Source organism: Pseudomonas cremoricolorata (assembly GCF_000759535.1).
In the GTDB taxonomy this organism is placed as follows: domain Bacteria; phylum Pseudomonadota; class Gammaproteobacteria; order Pseudomonadales; family Pseudomonadaceae; genus Aquipseudomonas; species Aquipseudomonas cremoricolorata_A.
On sequence record NZ_CP009455.1, the window covers coordinates 722445 to 737579 of the forward strand.

General features: G+C 60.8%; 11 protein-coding genes and 2 tRNA genes. 3 read left to right on the forward strand and 10 right to left on the reverse strand.

The window, feature by feature from the left end:
- The first annotated feature begins 1 nt into the window (after window position 1).
- Window positions 2-1633, forward strand: a complete 1632-nt coding sequence (locus LK03_RS03050) for an ABC transporter ATP-binding protein (protein ID WP_049870419.1) — start codon at window positions 2-4, stop codon at window positions 1631-1633.
- Here the strand turns inward: LK03_RS03050 and dnaB are convergent.
- The 7 genes from dnaB to rnr all read right to left on the reverse strand — a co-directional run bounded on the left by dnaB (window position 1609) and on the right by rnr (window position 8758).
- Window positions 1609-3006: a replicative DNA helicase gene (gene dnaB, locus LK03_RS03055; RefSeq protein ID WP_038411014.1), complete on the reverse strand. Its 1398-nt coding sequence runs from the start codon at window positions 3004-3006 to the stop codon at window positions 1609-1611. The two genes, LK03_RS03050 and dnaB, sit on opposite strands and share 25 nt — an antisense overlap.
- Before the next feature lie 114 nt (window positions 3007-3120).
- Window positions 3121-3567, reverse strand: a complete 447-nt coding sequence (rplI, locus tag LK03_RS03060) for a 50S ribosomal protein L9 (protein WP_028695038.1) — start codon at window positions 3565-3567, stop codon at window positions 3121-3123.
- 20 nt (window positions 3568-3587) lie between these two features.
- Window positions 3588-4481 carry a hypothetical protein gene (locus LK03_RS03065; RefSeq protein ID WP_038411015.1) on the reverse strand — a complete coding sequence of 298 codons (894 nt, stop codon included), beginning with the start codon at window positions 4479-4481 and terminating at the stop codon, window positions 3588-3590.
- A 33-nt stretch (window positions 4482-4514) separates the two neighbouring features.
- A complete protein-coding gene (rpsR, locus tag LK03_RS03070; protein WP_003249563.1) occupies window positions 4515-4745 on the reverse strand; it encodes a 30S ribosomal protein S18 in 231 nt (76 codons plus the stop codon).
- Between the two features lie 28 nt (window positions 4746-4773).
- Window positions 4774-5199 carry a 30S ribosomal protein S6 gene (gene rpsF / locus LK03_RS03075; protein ID WP_038411016.1) on the reverse strand — a complete coding sequence of 142 codons (426 nt, stop codon included), beginning with the start codon at window positions 5197-5199 and terminating at the stop codon, window positions 4774-4776.
- Window positions 5200-5435: 236 nt separating this feature from the next.
- A complete protein-coding gene (gene rlmB / locus LK03_RS03080; RefSeq protein ID WP_038411017.1) occupies window positions 5436-6182 on the reverse strand; it encodes a 23S rRNA (guanosine(2251)-2'-O)-methyltransferase RlmB in 747 nt (248 codons plus the stop codon).
- Window positions 6179-8758, reverse strand: a complete 2580-nt coding sequence (gene rnr / locus LK03_RS03085) for a ribonuclease R (RefSeq protein ID WP_038411018.1) — start codon at window positions 8756-8758, stop codon at window positions 6179-6181. Before rnr ends, rlmB begins: the two co-directional genes overlap by 4 nt.
- Before the next feature lie 281 nt (window positions 8759-9039).
- Between rnr and LK03_RS03090 the strand changes: the two genes are divergently transcribed.
- Window positions 9040-9126 (forward strand) — tRNA-Leu (locus LK03_RS03090).
- An 80-nt stretch (window positions 9127-9206) separates the two neighbouring features.
- Window positions 9207-9293, forward strand: a tRNA-Leu gene (locus LK03_RS03095).
- Window positions 9294-9362: 69 nt separating this feature from the next.
- On the opposite strand, the gene LK03_RS03100 is transcribed toward LK03_RS03095, so the two are convergent.
- The 3 genes from LK03_RS03100 to LK03_RS03110 all read right to left on the reverse strand — a co-directional run bounded on the left by LK03_RS03100 (window position 9363) and on the right by LK03_RS03110 (window position 14941).
- The gene (locus tag LK03_RS03100) at window positions 9363-10853 is read right to left on the reverse strand and encodes a surface lipoprotein assembly modifier (RefSeq protein WP_049870420.1); all 1491 of its coding nucleotides are present in this window, start codon (window positions 10851-10853) and stop codon (window positions 9363-9365) included.
- Between the two features lie 75 nt (window positions 10854-10928).
- Window positions 10929-11753 carry a Slam-dependent surface lipoprotein gene (locus tag LK03_RS03105; protein WP_038411019.1) on the reverse strand — a complete coding sequence of 275 codons (825 nt, stop codon included), beginning with the start codon at window positions 11751-11753 and terminating at the stop codon, window positions 10929-10931.
- A 68-nt stretch (window positions 11754-11821) separates the two neighbouring features.
- Window positions 11822-14941, reverse strand: a complete 3120-nt coding sequence (locus LK03_RS03110; RefSeq protein ID WP_038411020.1) for a TonB-dependent receptor domain-containing protein — start codon at window positions 14939-14941, stop codon at window positions 11822-11824.
- Window positions 14942-15135: the final 194 nt, after the last annotated feature.

Here is a 15135-nt window from a genome sequence, read left to right on the forward strand (position 1 = left end):
CATGGCGTTTTCCAAACCCGTATTACTTGCCCTCGGCGCCACGTTGTTTTTGAAAGTTGCCACGGTCATTCCCGCACTGGTAGTAGCAGACATTATCGACAATTTGTCGAGCGCTTCGCCCCCCTATGAACTGCTCGGAGTCTTCACATGCCTGATTATCGTGCAAGTGTGTCTGACCCCTCTACAAGCCTGGGCACTGGCCCGGCTCTGCCAAGCGCGCGTGAAACAACTTTCCAGCCAGTGGTGCCGACAGTTGCTCGACAAGCACTTCGAAGCCTATGGACAACTCCATGGCGGAACGCTGGTCAAGGTTCTGGATAGGGGCATCACTGCCCAGGAGCGGTGGTTGAACTTCCTGATCGGCACGGCGTGGCCGATCATGGCTGAAACCCTGGTGCTGATCGCCCTGTTCACCTACCTCGGCGCTACGATCGTATTGCTTGGCCTGGTTCCTTTGAGCCTGGCGTATCTATGGCTCAACGACCGGCTGGTACGCTGGCGCCGTCCGCATATCGAGGCGGTCAACGCCAGGGAAGATGACTTGGCCGAGCAGTGGGTCGACACCTTCGCCAGCGCGACCACCGTGAAGCTGGAGCAAGCCGAGGACGCAGCGATGACCCCCGTCAGGCAGACGCTGGCGCGCTATGCCGATGCAGCGGTACAGGTAGCCTGTAGCGGCGGATGCCTGCAAAGCCTGCGCATTCTGTTCATCGGTGCGGGCAGTTGCGGGCTACTGTTGTGGGGCATGCGCGACCAGGCGAGCGGGTCTGCGCACTTGACGGCTGGAGAACTGGTAGCGCTATTTACCTTGGTCAGCGGTCTGCTGGCAGGTGTTGCACAACTCGCCGAAGCCTGGCGCCTGCTCGACCAGTTCCGTCTCGACAAACGCAAACTGCAAGCGTGGCTGGAGTTGCCCAGGTTCGCCCAGACCCAGACCGCTTCGCCCAGGCCCGCCAGCGAAGCCAGCGCGTTGCGCCTCATGCCCTGTGAACTGCGGTCGCGCAACGAGCTGCAACTGCAGGTGACGCAACCGCTGATCATTGAAAAAGGCGAACGAGTAGCGCTGGTCGGTCCCAGCGGATGTGGCAAGTCCACCCTGCTGCATGTGCTCTCCGGCACCGTGGACCCACTGCGCAAGCACGTCTACCTTGGCGACACCTGCCTGGAGCAACTCGATGGCGAGCAACAACTTACTGCGCTGCGCCTGTGCACCCAACGTGCGCATTTCATCCCCGGACCACTACCGCGCTCGGTGCTGTTCGATCAGACCCACGAACAGTCACAGATCAATGATTGGCTAGGTGCGCTAGGACTGGATGCGAGCTGGTACGACTTGGCATTCGACGCACGCGCCACATCGATTTCAGGCGGTGAAGCGCGGCGTCTGACGCTGCTGCGCATTCTCAATCGCCCGGGCGACTTCAATTTGTTCGACGAACCCACCAGCGGTCTTGATGGCGACTCGGCGACACGCACCTGGGACCTGCTGTTCGACACCCTCAACGGCCGAGGCCTGATCTGCGTGACCCACGACCAGCAGGCGCTGCATCGCTTCGATCGGGTGATTCAGGTCGAGGCGGGCAGGATCATCGCTCAGACGGGCGCCGGCTACTCGTCATCATCGAAGTTGTAACTGCCCGGTGCCAGGTTCTCGAAGCGCGTGTATTTACCGATAAAGGCCAGCCGCACGAAGCCGATCGGACCGTTACGCTGCTTGCCGATGATGATCTCGGCCACGCCCTTGTGCTCGGTCTCGGGGTGATACACCTCATCCCGGTAGACGAACATGATCACGTCGGCGTCCTGCTCGATGGCGCCGGACTCACGCAAGTCGGAGTTGACCGGGCGCTTGTTCGGGCGCTGCTCCAGCGAGCGGTTGAGCTGCGACAGCGCCACCACAGGGCAGTTGAACTCTTTTGCCAGGGCCTTGAGCGAGCGGGAGATTTCCGAAATCTCGTTGGTGCGGTTGTCGCCAGCCGACCCAGGGATCTGCATCAACTGCAGGTAGTCGACCATGATCAGCGCGATATCGCCGTGCTCGCGGGCCAGACGACGGGTTCGAGCGCGCATTTCCGAGGGGCTGATGCCGGCGGTATCGTCGATGAACAGCTTGCGGTCGTTGAGCAGGTTGACCGCCGAGGTCAGGCGCGGCCAGTCGTCGTCGTCGAGCTGACCGGAGCGCACCTTGGTCTGGTCGATGCGGCCGAGCGACGAGAGCATCCGCATGATCAGCGATTCACCGGGCATTTCCAGCGAGAACACCAGCACCGCCTTGTCGCTGCGCAGCACGGCGTTCTCCACCAGGTTCATGGCGAAGGTGGTCTTGCCCATCGACGGTCGGCCGGCAACGATGATCAGGTCGGCCGGTTGCAGGCCGCTGGTTTTCTCGTCGAGGTCTGTGTAGCCGGTGGAGATACCGGTGATGTCGCTGTCGGAATTGAACAGCGTATCGATGCGGTCGATGGCTTTGGTCAGCAGCTCGTTGACGCCCACCGGGCCACCGGTCTTGGGCCGTGCCTCAGCGATCTGGAAGATCTGCCGTTCAGCGTCGTCGAGCAGTTCCTCGGCGTTGCGGCCCTGGGGGTTGAAGGCGTTGTCGGCGATGTCGGTGCTGATGCTGATCAGCTGACGCAACGTAGCGCGTTCGCGGATGATCGCCGCGTAGGCCTTGATGTTGGCCACAGACGGCGTGTTCTTCGCCAGTTCGGCCAGGTAGCCCAGCCCGCCGACCTGGGACGACAGGCCTTCTTTCTCCAACTGCTCGTGCAGCGTCACCACGTCGAACGGCTGGTTCTGATCGACCAGCTTGTGCACGGCACGGAAGATCAGGCGGTGGTCATGGCGATAGAAGTCCCCGTCGGAGACCTGATCCAGCACACGCTCCCAGGCGTTGTTGTCCAGCAGCAGACCACCGAGCACAGCCTGTTCGGCTTCGATGGAATGGGGCGGCACCTTGAGGGCGGCGGTTTGCAGGTCGAGTTGCTCGGGGGTGCTGATCTCGTTCATGTCCACGCAAGAAATCTGGGGTGATGAAAACGACAAAGGGCACGACCTGCAGTTGCAGGAGCGTGCCCGATGTTAACCGGCTAGCCCACCAGGGAGCCAGCCGATGGTCGGCGCTTAGGCAGCGACGACAACCACGCGAACGGTGGCTTCGACGTCGCTGTGCAGGTGCACGGCTACGTCGTATTCGCCAACGTGGCGAATGGTGCCGTTCGGCAGACGCACTTCAGCTTTGGCCACTTCAACGCCCGAGGCGGTCAGGGCATCAGCGATGTCGTGGGTGCCGATCGAACCGAACAGCTTGCCTTCGTCGCCAGCGGTGGCAGTGATGGTCACTTCCAGCTCGGCCAGTTGGGCAGCACGGCTTTCAGCCGATGCTTTACGGTCTGCAGCGGCTTTTTCCAGCTCGGCGCGACGCTCTTCGAACGCAGCCAGGTTGGCGGCAGTGGCGCTAACAGCCTTGCCGAATGGCAGCAGGAAGTTACGGCCATAGCCGGATTTGACTTTAACTTTGTCGCCCAGGTTGCCCAGGTTGGCGACTTTTTCCAGCAGGATCAGTTCCATTTGGTAAAACCTCTTAACTTTTAACCTTCACCGTTCGCGGCATCGTCGCCCTGTGGAGGGGGCTTGCTACCGCGAAAATCAATCAGGCTATCGACAATGGCCAGAACCACGAGCAACGGATAAGTCAGCTGCATGAACAGCACCATGGTGACGTACAGGCCGACCAGCCAGAACTTGGACAGTCGCTTCTGCGCCACCAGCCCATGCAACAGGGCAACCCCTGCGAACATGAGCGGCACGCTGCACAGCGGGGTCAGCAGCGCCAGGCCAGAGCCAAGGCTCGGGCCGAACAGCATGCAACCCAGCAGCACCAGTGCCGGCACCAGGGTGAAACGCACCGTGTGAAACTCACGGCCGAACCCACCCGGGTTATACAGTGCAGCCTGCCAGTAGCGACCCAACATCAGGGCCAGCACACTGATGATCTGCAACCCTGCCGCCATCAGTCCGGTGAGCACCGGTACGACAATCCCACCGAGTTGCGCCCGCTCCTCTACCGACATCTTCTGGTAGAGGCCGTCGAGCATCACCGGGAGGCTCTTTACCAGCGCCTGCCCCAGAGCTTCGATCGGTTCGCGGAACACCGAACCCAGGATGATTCCGTACAACAGGCCCAGGCCGACGCTGGACAACAGCACGCGATTCCAGGAGTGCCCGGCGCGCAACAGCGCCGCCATCCCCAGCGTTCCCGCCAGCACCGCAAGGGTGCGTGGATCACCGAAGACCCACCAGGCCAGGGCGGGCAACAGGGCCCAGCCGATGACCGTGGAGGCATCCTTGAAACCGCGCCGCAGGAACACCAGGCTCGCAGCGGCAGCACTCAACCAGAACAGCAGCGGCAAGGCCGCACAACCGACCACGACGACCGTGGCCTGCACGCGACCGCGCATGATGAAATCAGCTAACGCTCGCATGCCTATCCCTTACTACTTGTCGATGACCCGTTCTCAGCGGCCGTGGCTGTCGGTGTAGGGCAGCAGGGCCAGGAAGCGGGCGCGCTTGATAGCGGTAGCCAGCTGACGCTGATAACGAGCTTTGGTACCGGTGATACGGCTTGGAACGATCTTGCCGGTTTCGGATACGTAAGCTTTCAGGGTGTTGAGATCTTTGAAGTCGATCTCTTTCACGTCTTCAGCGGTGAAGCGGCAGAATTTACGACGACGGAAGAAACGTGCCATGTAATAGGCTCCTCAAAAAGTCCGTGGATTACTCGTCAGCGTTATCGCTGTTGTCGCTGTCGTTGCTGTCGTCGCCTTCGGCGCCTTCAGCAGACTCAGGACGTTCACGACGCTCACGGCGCTCGCTGCGGTTCTCTTCGGCCTTGAGCATCTCGGACGGGCCGGTGACGGCTTCGTCGCGACGGATGACCAGGTTACGGATCACGGCATCGTTGTAGCGGAAGTTGTCTTCCAGCTCGGCCAGGGCCTTGCCGGTGCACTCAACGTTCAGCATCACGTAGTGAGCCTTGTGAACGTTGTTGATGGCGTAGGCCAGTTGACGACGGCCCCAGTCTTCCAGACGGTGGATCTTGCCGCCGTCTTCTTCGATCAGCTTGGTGTAACGCTCGACCATGCCGCCGACTTGCTCGCTCTGATCCGGGTGGACCAGGAAGATGATTTCGTAATGACGCATGAATGCTCCTTACGGTTTGTAGTCTGCCAGGAACACTGGTCAGACAAGGAGTGAATGAAACGAGTGAGGCTTGCCCTGAAGCGAGGCAGGTGAATGCCGGCCGGAAGGCAAGGCGCGCAATTGTAGAGAAGCCAGGTGGGACAAGCAAGGCGATTGGTGAATATTTGAACAGAAAGGCAAGAACGCCCCAGAGGCAACCCATAACAGCGGATTGCCCAGGGGAAATTGCCTTGCCGTCAGCGCTTGCCTTGCCGCTGACGCACGGCCTCGAACAGACAGACGCCGGTGGCGACCGACACGTTGAGACTGCTGACGCTACCGGCCATCGGCAGCTTGACCAGAAAATCGCAATGGTCACGGGTCAGGCGACGCATGCCGCGGCCTTCGGCGCCCATGATCATCACCAATGGACCAGTCAGATCCTGCTGGTAGATTTCCTGCTCGGCCTCACCCGCCGTGCCGACCACCCACAGTCCGCGCTGCTGAAGCTTTTCCAGGGTGCGCGCCAGGTTGGTCACGGCCACCAGCGGAATCACCTCGGCGGCGCCGCAGGCGACCTTGCGCACCACCGCGGTGAGGGTCGCGGATTTATCCTTGGGAATCACCACCGCCGTGGCGCCTGCGGCATCGGCGGTGCGCAGGCAGGCGCCGAGGTTGTGCGGATCGGTGACGCCATCGAGCACCAGGATCAGCGGTGGCGTTTCAGAACGCTCGAGCAACTCCTCGAGCATGGCCTCGCCCCACACCTGACTGGGGCTGACTTCAGCCACCACGCCCTGGTGCACCCCTTCGACCCAGCTATCGAGCTCACGGCGCTCGGCCTGGCCGACCGCAACGCGATTCTCGGAAGCCAAGGCCAGCAACGCCTGCAAACGCGGCTCGCTGCGACCTTCGGACAGCCAGATCTGCTTGACCCGCTTGGGATGGTGTTGCAGCAATGCCTGAACCGCGTGCACGCCGTAGATCTTTTCCAACTGACTCATGACGTGCTTTTGCCTTTACGTGCTGCGCCCGTTTTAGACGGGCCTTTGCGGTGCTTGGTCTTGCCGGCACCCTTGCCAGCAGATTTGCTGCCTTCGGACTTGCCACCGCTGCTGCGCGCATCGCTCATCAGCGCCTTTTTCATTTCGCGGCTCTTGCGCACCTCGGCGTTACGCTCGACGGCGTCCTTGGGGAAGTAGGCGTCGGCGGTTTCGCTCTTGCGGCTGCGCGGCTTGGGATTGGCGCGCGCGGTTTCAGCTGCAGGCTGCGCGGATTTTTCGTCGGCAGGCGCGGCAGCATCACGGGTTTTACGCCCGACCGGCGCGTTGACCGTGGCCTCGGACAGCTCGAAGTCGATCTTGCGCTGTTCGAGGTCGACGCGCATCACCTTCACTTCGATACGGTCGCCAAGGCGGAAGCTGCGCCCGGTGCGCTCGCCGGACAGGCGGTGGTGTACCGGGTCGAAGTGGTAGTAGTCACCCGGCAGGCCGGTGACGTGGACCAGGCCTTCGACGTAGATGTCGGTCAGCTCGATGAACAGGCCAAAGCCGGTCACAGCGGTGATGACACCTGGGAAGGTTTCACCGACACGGTCGCGCATGTATTCGCACTTGAGCCAATTGACCACATCGCGGGTGGCCTCGTCGGCACGCCGCTCGGTCATCGAGCACTGCTCGCCCATCTGCTCCAATGCGTTTTCGTCGTACGGGTAGATGCGCGCCTTGGGAATGCTCATGGCGCCAGCGCGTTTGACGTGCGGGGTTTCCACGCGCGAGCGAATGACGCTGCGAATCGCCCGGTGCACCAGCAGGTCGGGGTAACGACGAATCGGCGAGGTGAAGTGGGTGTAGGCCTCGTAATTCAGGCCGAAGTGGCCGTTGTTCTCGACGCTGTACACCGCCTGGCTCAGCGAGCGCAGCATGACGGTCTGGATCAGGTGGAAGTCCGGGCGACCGGAGATGCTCGCCAGCAGGGCCTGGTAGTCCTTGGGCGACGGGTCCTTGCCCTTGTGCAGCGACAAGCCCAGCTCGCCGAGGAAGGCACGCAGTTTTTCCAGGCGCTCGGGCGGCGGACCATCGTGCACGCGATACAGCGACGGCACGTTGTGCTTTTGCATGAATGCCGCGGTGGCGACGTTGGCCGCCAGCATGCATTCCTCGATCATCTTGTGGGCATCGTTGCGCACGGTCGGACGAATTTCGTCGATCTTGCGGTCTTCGCCAAAGATGATCCGGGTTTCCTGAGTCTCGAAGTCGATGGCGCCACGGGTGTGGCGGGCCGCCAGCAGCACCTTGTACAGCGCGTACAGGTGCTTGAGATCAGGCAGCACCGCGCTGTACTCCTCGCGCAGGGCCTTACCTTCACGGGTACGGGCATGTTCGAGCATGCTGCTGACCTTGTTGTAGGTCAGGCGTGCGTGGGAGTGGATGACCCCTTCGTAGAACTGGTAGTCGACCATCTGCCCGGACTTGTTCATGGTCATTTCACAGACCATGGCCAGGCGATCAACATGCGGGTTCAACGAGCACAGGCCGTTGGACAGCTCTTCAGGCAGCATCGGCACCACACGCTCGGGGAAGTACACCGAGTTACCGCGCTGCTGGGCTTCGTGATCCAGGGCCGAGCCGATGCGCACATAGCTGGAAACGTCGGCAATCGCCACGTACAGGCGCCAGCCGCCAGAGAACAGGCGCAGCTTGCCGAGCGGTTCGCAATACACGGCATCGTCGAAGTCGCGGGCGTCTTCGCCATCGATGGTGACGAACGGCAGATGGCGCAGGTCGATGCGCTTTTCCTTGTCCTTCTCTTCGACTTCCGAGCGGAACTTGCGCGCTTCCTTGATCACGTCCTTGGGCCAGACGTGGGGAATGTCGTAACTGCGCAGCGCCACGTCGATTTCCATGCCCGGCGCCATGTAGTTGCCGATCACTTCGACCACATCGCCCTGGGGCTGGAAGCGCGGGGTTGGCCAGTGGGTGATCTTGATTTCGACGAACTGGCCGATCTTGGCCCCGCCGTTGCGCCCGGCGGTGACCAGCACTTCCTGCTGAATCTTCGGGTTATCGGGGGTGACATAACCGATGCCACCCTCTTCGAAGTAGCGGCCCACTACGCTTTCGTGGCCACGGGAGATGATTTCCACCAGCACGCCTTCACGACGGCCGCGCCGATCGAGGCCAGACACGCGGGCCAGACCGCGGTCGCCGTCGAAGGCCAGGCGCATTTGCGCGGGGCTGAGGAACAGGTCGTCACTGCCGTCGTCGGGGATGAGGAAGCCGAAGCCGTCTCGGTGGCCGGAGACGCGGCCGCAGATCAGGTCGAGCTTGTCTACCGGGGCATAGGTGCCGCGGCGGGTGTAGATGAGCTGACCGTCACGCTCCATGGCGCGCAGGCGGCGGCGCAGGGCTTCGATCTGTTCTTCCCCTTCGAGGCCGAACTCCTCCGCCAACTGCTCGCGGGCGGCGGGTTCGCCGCGGTCGGCCAGGCGTTGCAGGATCAGCTCACGGCTGGGGATGGGGTTCTCGTATTTATCCGCTTCGCGAGCGGCCTCGGGATCGAGGGATTGCCAATCGGCCATCAGAAGGGGTTCACCTTGGTATATATAGAGTAGAAGTTTGGCATAGGCCTATTGAAACTGGAAATCCAAGCCTTGGACAGCCCCCGTCCGATAGCCGCAGAGGGCGATTAAGGCGAGCGGAATCAACGGCTTGGACTTTTTCAAATATTTTTCGCGAGGGGGCTTTACAGCCCTGGGACGCGTCCGTATAGTGCGCACCACAACGACGGACAGCCGACGTTGTAGTCGAGAAGCACGGCGTTGTAAAGAGTTGTAAAGCGCCAGATGATCTTGACATGTGTGCCCAGGTGGCGGAATTGGTAGACGCGCTGGTTTCAGGTATCAGTGACTTAACGGTCGTGGAAGTTCGAGTCTTCTCCTGGGCACCAAATATTTCGAGCGATAGATAGCAGGTTTGTCTGTCACTCAGCAAGTGATTCACGCAGTACGCTGTAGATGCAAAAGCTTTGCCCAGGTGGCGGAATTGGTAGACGCGCTGGTTTCAGGTATCAGTGACTTAACGGTCGTGGAAGTTCGAGTCTTCTCCTGGGCACCATATAAAAACCCACTAGCTTGCTAGTGGGTTTTTTCTTGCCTGCGATTTAACCCCCGCCCCCTGCCCCGCTCAGAAGGTCTTCTCGAATTTCAGCGCCAGCTCGGTCTGCCGGTAGGCATAGGCCCAATCGATGCTGCTGGCGGTCACCGTGCGCTTGACGTAGAGGTTCGGCACCACGCCGGCGAAGGCCAGGCGCGGCATGCCCAGGTTGGCGATATAGACCTGCTGGCGATCCTCGCGCCGGCCACCGAGGAAAAGATCTGCCGCGTCATAGCGGGTTTGCCGGTACAGGCCCACGGCGCTCAGGGTCAGCCCGGCGTCGAAGCTGTGGAAGGCGCCCAGGCTGACCATCGCCTCGCGGTTGCTCGACGCCGCGGCTTTTTGTTCACGCCGGGTGTAGGTCAGTCCACCGAACAGCAAGGTCTGCGCATCGAGCAGGTACGACAGCGATGCCCCCAGCTGGCGCTCATCGTAGTCATCGAAGTACTCGCGCTGCTCACCCTGGAAACGGTAATGCTTGAACTGCGCCTGGCCGCCCAGTTGCAGGCGCTCGCTGAGGTTGTGCTTCCACTCACCGCGCACACCGGTGGCCTGGTACTTGGTGTGGTGGTCGTTGTAGTAGTTCTCGAACAGCGGCATCAACGACACGTCGTTGAGCACGCTCTGGAAGTTGTAGCCGGCGTAGAGCACCGTGGTGTTGTCGTCGTACCAGATTTGTGGGTCGTCCTCGCCATGCTTGTCGAACTGGTTGCCGTAGCTCAGGCCGCGCAGCAGCAGGTGGTGATTGCCGGTCAGCTGAAAGCGCCGCTCGGCGGTGACGTCATAGACCAGACTTGCAGAACCCTTGGGCTTGGGCATTTGCCGGGCATAGTCGAAACATTCATCGAAGATCGTACAGACCAGGCGGTGGGTAACCATGCCATTGCCCTGGTTGATGTTGCTGTTGTAGCCCAGCCCGAGCGAGGCGGATCCGTGCCATTGCCGGCGCAGGTCGATGGCCTGCTGGTACTCACCGAGCACGCCATGCAGCGACTCGGGCACGGTTTCGTTGGCGACCTGGCGGAACAGGCGTTCGGCCTCAAGGGTCTGGTTGTCTTCGAACAGGGTGCGGGCCAATTCCAGTTGCGCACGCACGAAGCGCGGGTTCAGCTCGATGGCGCGGCGCAGGTGATCGATGGCCCGCTTGTGCTGGCGCTGCTGGCGGGCCAACAGGCCCTCGGCCATTTCCACCAGCGCTGGCTCATGACCGGGCAACTGCCGGTAGCGCTCGACGAACTGACGGACCTTGCCCCACTGGCGCAGGTTGATCGACACGTAAATGGCCGGCGCAAGATCCTGCAGGGTGTTCTGCACGTTGTAGGTCTGGCCCTCGATGGTGATCAGCGAAGCATTGTGCTGTGCCGGATCGGGCGCGCCGCGGTTGGCCCGCTCACGGGCTTCGCCGCGTTGTTCGATCTTGTTCAGCAGCAGGCGGGTGTCGTCATCGTCGGCCTGGACGACGGCGGTATACAGCAGCGACAGGCCGAGCAGTATCCGGCCCATGGATGAAAGCGACAGCATGGAGTCAATCCAAAACCTTGGGTTGGATAGGAAAACAGGGCGCCGAAGCGCCCTGCCCTGTGACTGATCCAAGCGTTATTGCTTGGCGCCGCCGAAGGCGACTTTGGTGGTGCCCGAGGTGTAGATACCGGCGAGCGCTTCCGCATTGGCACCGTAGAACTGGCCTTTGATCACACTGCCGCGGCTGAACGAACCGTTCGAGGCGATGGTGGTGCCGTTGAAGCTCAGCGAACCTACGGAGCCTGCCAGCGTGCCCGAACCGCTGCCATAGTTGGCCGTCAGTACACCGCTGGTAATGCCTGCTGCCGTACCTGGGTTGTATTTGTTCACGCCCACTACGTTGTACTTGGCGTTGACCAGGGTCGGCATGCTGGTGGTCGGGTTCTCACCCGAGAACCATACGGTGCGGTTGGCATGGGACAGGTTCAGGTCGGTGCTGTTGGCCGGCTGGGTGCCGGACTTCACCGGTGCCCACTCGCCGAAGTAGACCTCCGAACCGGACACCTTGGCGATCACTTCGCCACCGAACTGTGGGAAGTTCGCCGTCGGTTCAGCGATCTGCCGGTAGGCATAAACTTCAGTGTTGTAAGCCACCTTGTTTTTCCAGGTTTCGGAAGTGACGACGTTCGTCTGGGGATTTCTCAGCTGTGCCAAAGTCGTGCCATAGCCTGACAACACCTTATCGGTCTGGGCGATCGGGCCAGCCTTGAAACTGACTGCGAATTGTTCGTTCACGGTGCCAGTGGCGGTAGTTGGCATTGCGATACCCGCTGTGCCGTTAGCCATCAAGTTTGATTCCCTTGCCTTCACATAATCCGAAGAAGAGCCGCCCACAACCGTCGCGGCAAATGCGCCGGATGTCGCCAGGGACAATACGGTGAACGCCATAAGTTTCTTCACAACAACCTCCTAGTCATAGTTTGGAAAACCACTGTTTTTATGAAAACAGCAAAAAAAGCTTGAGTGCATCAGAAGCGCGCGGTCAGGCCCATCTTCAAGGTGCGGCCGGGGGCCGGCATCATGGTGCGTGCCAGCGGGTCGAGGTAATAACGGTTGGTGATGTTGTTCACGCCGAAGTCGACATCGATATGTTCATTCACCCGCACCGTGGCATAGGCATCGAAGACCCAGATCGGGTGCCACTGATACGGCTGGTTGAGGCCGGTGACACTGGGTACACCGCGCTCGATCCACTTGTTCTCTTCCTTGTTCTTCGCGCTGCTGTGGTAAATCATCCGCCCGCCCAGCTCCAGACGCTCATCGAACAGGCGCAGGCCGCCGTCGAGGTTCAGGGAATACTGTGGTTGCAGGCTGGTGCGCGAGAACGTAGTGGGGAAGCCACCGGTCACGCACTCATCCATGCCGTAGCTGCCATAGGGGTCAAGGGTGTTGGCCATGTCCTTGTCGCACAGCTGTTGTTTCAGGCGGTACGTGGCGCCGAAACTGGAGAAATAGCGTCCGCTGTCCATGCGCGCCTGTAATTCCAGGCCGGACAACTTCTTCTTGTCGAACTGAATGACGTTATAAAGAAAGTCGCGGTCGATGTAGTTACGAATTTCATTGTTGAAATAGTTCAACCGGATATCGGCGTAGCGCCACTGCGGGACGAAACCTTGCAGGTCCTGTACGTAACCGACTTCCCAGTTATAGGCATGTTCGGGTTTGCTGGAGGTCGCTTGGGGAAGTTGACTGGAGATATACCCTTGGGAGTCTTCATACACTGAGGGAAAACGCACAAACTCGCTGTAACGTGCATAAAGGCGAGCGCGCTCGCTAAGGTTAAAGGTAACGCCGGCCATTGGCGTCCAGGCACTGCCCCGTTGTTTCTTCGGCTTGGCCCAGCGCTCTTCCTCGGTAGGCTGTACAAAGATTTCAGAACCACTGCTCGGAGTGACGACATACCGCGGGACTGTTCCACTCACACCCTGCGCATCGGTAACTTGCTCGTTGAGATCGATCGTACCGTTGGTAAACGGATTGGCCGAGCTGACCAGTTTTTTCCCCTCGGTCGGAACTTCGACGGTTTCGGTGGCATAGCGATAGCCATTCACCATGCCGGATTCATTGAGTTCCCACTCCAACAGTTCTTCGGTTTCTTCCGGGCTCAGCCCATAGCTTTCATAATCGGCACGCAGCTTGGCGATGTACGCCAGGTTTTCGTCATCGGTCATCAACCGCTGATAGGTGAATTTCTTCGCCACGACTCGAGACGTCGCCGCCCCCGACGGATCACGCGCAGCACGGCGCTCGTCGAGGCCGGTATCGAACGAGCTGTAGTCGCTGTAGCGCGCGCCGGCGCTTAGCGTCATCCAGGGTGTCGCCGCCCACTCGTTGTTGAAGCTGAAGTTGTACTGCTCACGTCGTCCCGAGCGAGGCCCCAGGTAGGTGGCACCGTAGATGGCCATGCTGCCGTTGTCCTGGGAGGCGTTGTCCTTCATCTGCAGCCGTTCCTTGCTGAAGTCGCTCGACACCGTCAGTTTCCAGGTATCGGTCAGCGCCATCTGGTTGGTCAGGTTCACCCCCCAGCGGTTGTGGTCGGTCAGTTGCAGCGCCCGTGAAACGATATTGAAGCGACCATCGGTATTGGGCAGCTTTTCCGGCGCGGCACCGAGCCCCGCGCATCCCCAATTGGACGGAGAAGACTGGCATTCGGTGTATTGATCCCACGCCTTGTCGCTCAAGCTTGTGTCGCTCAGGGTGTAGACCTCTTCACCATTCTGGTGCCGCTTCGAATCGCTCTGGGTCATCCACCAGCCGGCGCTGAGGTTGAGCCAGCGTGAGTCCTCCGGCGCCAGGGTGTAGGTGAGCGCGACGGTGTCCTGCTTGACCTGGCTATAGGGCAACTGGAAGCCGAAGTTGCCGCCGGGGGTGCGTTGCTTGATCACTTCGGCGATCAGGTAAGGCTGGGTCTCGCCGAACTCCAGGTCACTGTGCATATAGGACGCTTTCAGGCTCTGCCCTTCGGCGAAGTACAGCGTGCCCTTGAGCAGCGTGGTTTCCATCTCGCTGGAGGTCCCTGACACCTCATGCCCGGGCAGGTAGAGCGTGGCCAGGTAATTACCGGCGTTGTCGCCAATGCTCGAAGCGTTGCTGTTGGCCTTGCGCGCCGAGTCCAGCCAGTCTTCGCTTTCGTAGCGTTGGCTGCCGTGTTTGCCGCTGTAGTAGTTGCCCCTTTTGCGATAGCTGTAGGCGGCCAGGGCATCGAAGTGTTCCTGGCGGGTGGCCAGGGCCAGGCGGTAGGCGTTGTCGTTGAAGTCGAAATCGTTGCCGCGCGATGAGCTGTGCGGTGTGTACTGGCTGCCGCCACCCTTGGGGAAGAACATATATGCGCCGCCAACATAGGCGCCATCGATGTCGCGGTAGTCGCGCCCGTAGTTGTTCATCCCCGATTCATTGGGCTTGACCGCGTTGGTGGCGGTTTCGGTTTTCAGCTCCAGGCCATAGGTTTCGCCCAGCGGCACGATGTCTTCGGCGTCCAGTGTCTTGATTTCCACCGAACCGCCGATGCCGCTGCGCACCCCGGCGGTGGTCGAGGGGCCTTTCTCCACCGAAATGCTGCTGATCATGTTGGGGTCGACGTAGTTGCGGTTCGCTATCCCGGCCGAGCCGAGCCACACCGAGGTGGCCTGTTCAGTGCCATCGACCGTCACCGGAATTCGCCCTTGGCCTTGGATACCGCGAATGTTGGGGTCGAGCGCGCCACTGTTGCGCGATTCGCCGCTGTACACGCCATTCAGGCCCTTGAACAGATCAGCGGCATTGGCGCCCTTGTAGCGTTCGATGTCCTGCTTGCCGACGTACACGTTGGAGACGTCCTTGCGATAGACGTCGTTCTGGCCCTTCTCGTCCTGCGCTTCCCATTGGGCTTTCACCTCCAGCGCTTCGAGCACCTGATGGCCTTTCTGCGACGTGCCGCGCTTGCTCAACTCGTCTTCGAAGCCTTCGGGCAGTTCGATTTCGACAGACCCCATGTTCGGGGTAGCGCTGTGCGCCTCGCCAGCCACGGTGAGTGCAGATATCGCGAGAAAAATGGCGCAGGCCAGGGGCTTGAGGCGCAAGGTGGCCGGGGCGGTGGGGGACACGTGCATGGCAGAACCTGTGGTTGTCGGTAATACATGGCAAATTGATGGCCGCCTGCTGACGACGGAAAAAGCTTACCGACAAAAGCAAATGAATCTCGTTTAGATTCATATGCGAGAGGAACAAGTTCGTATGCGTTGTGCTGGGGCAGGGAACTCTTGGCAACGATGGCGCGCCCGCAAAAGCACCCGAGGGGCAACTC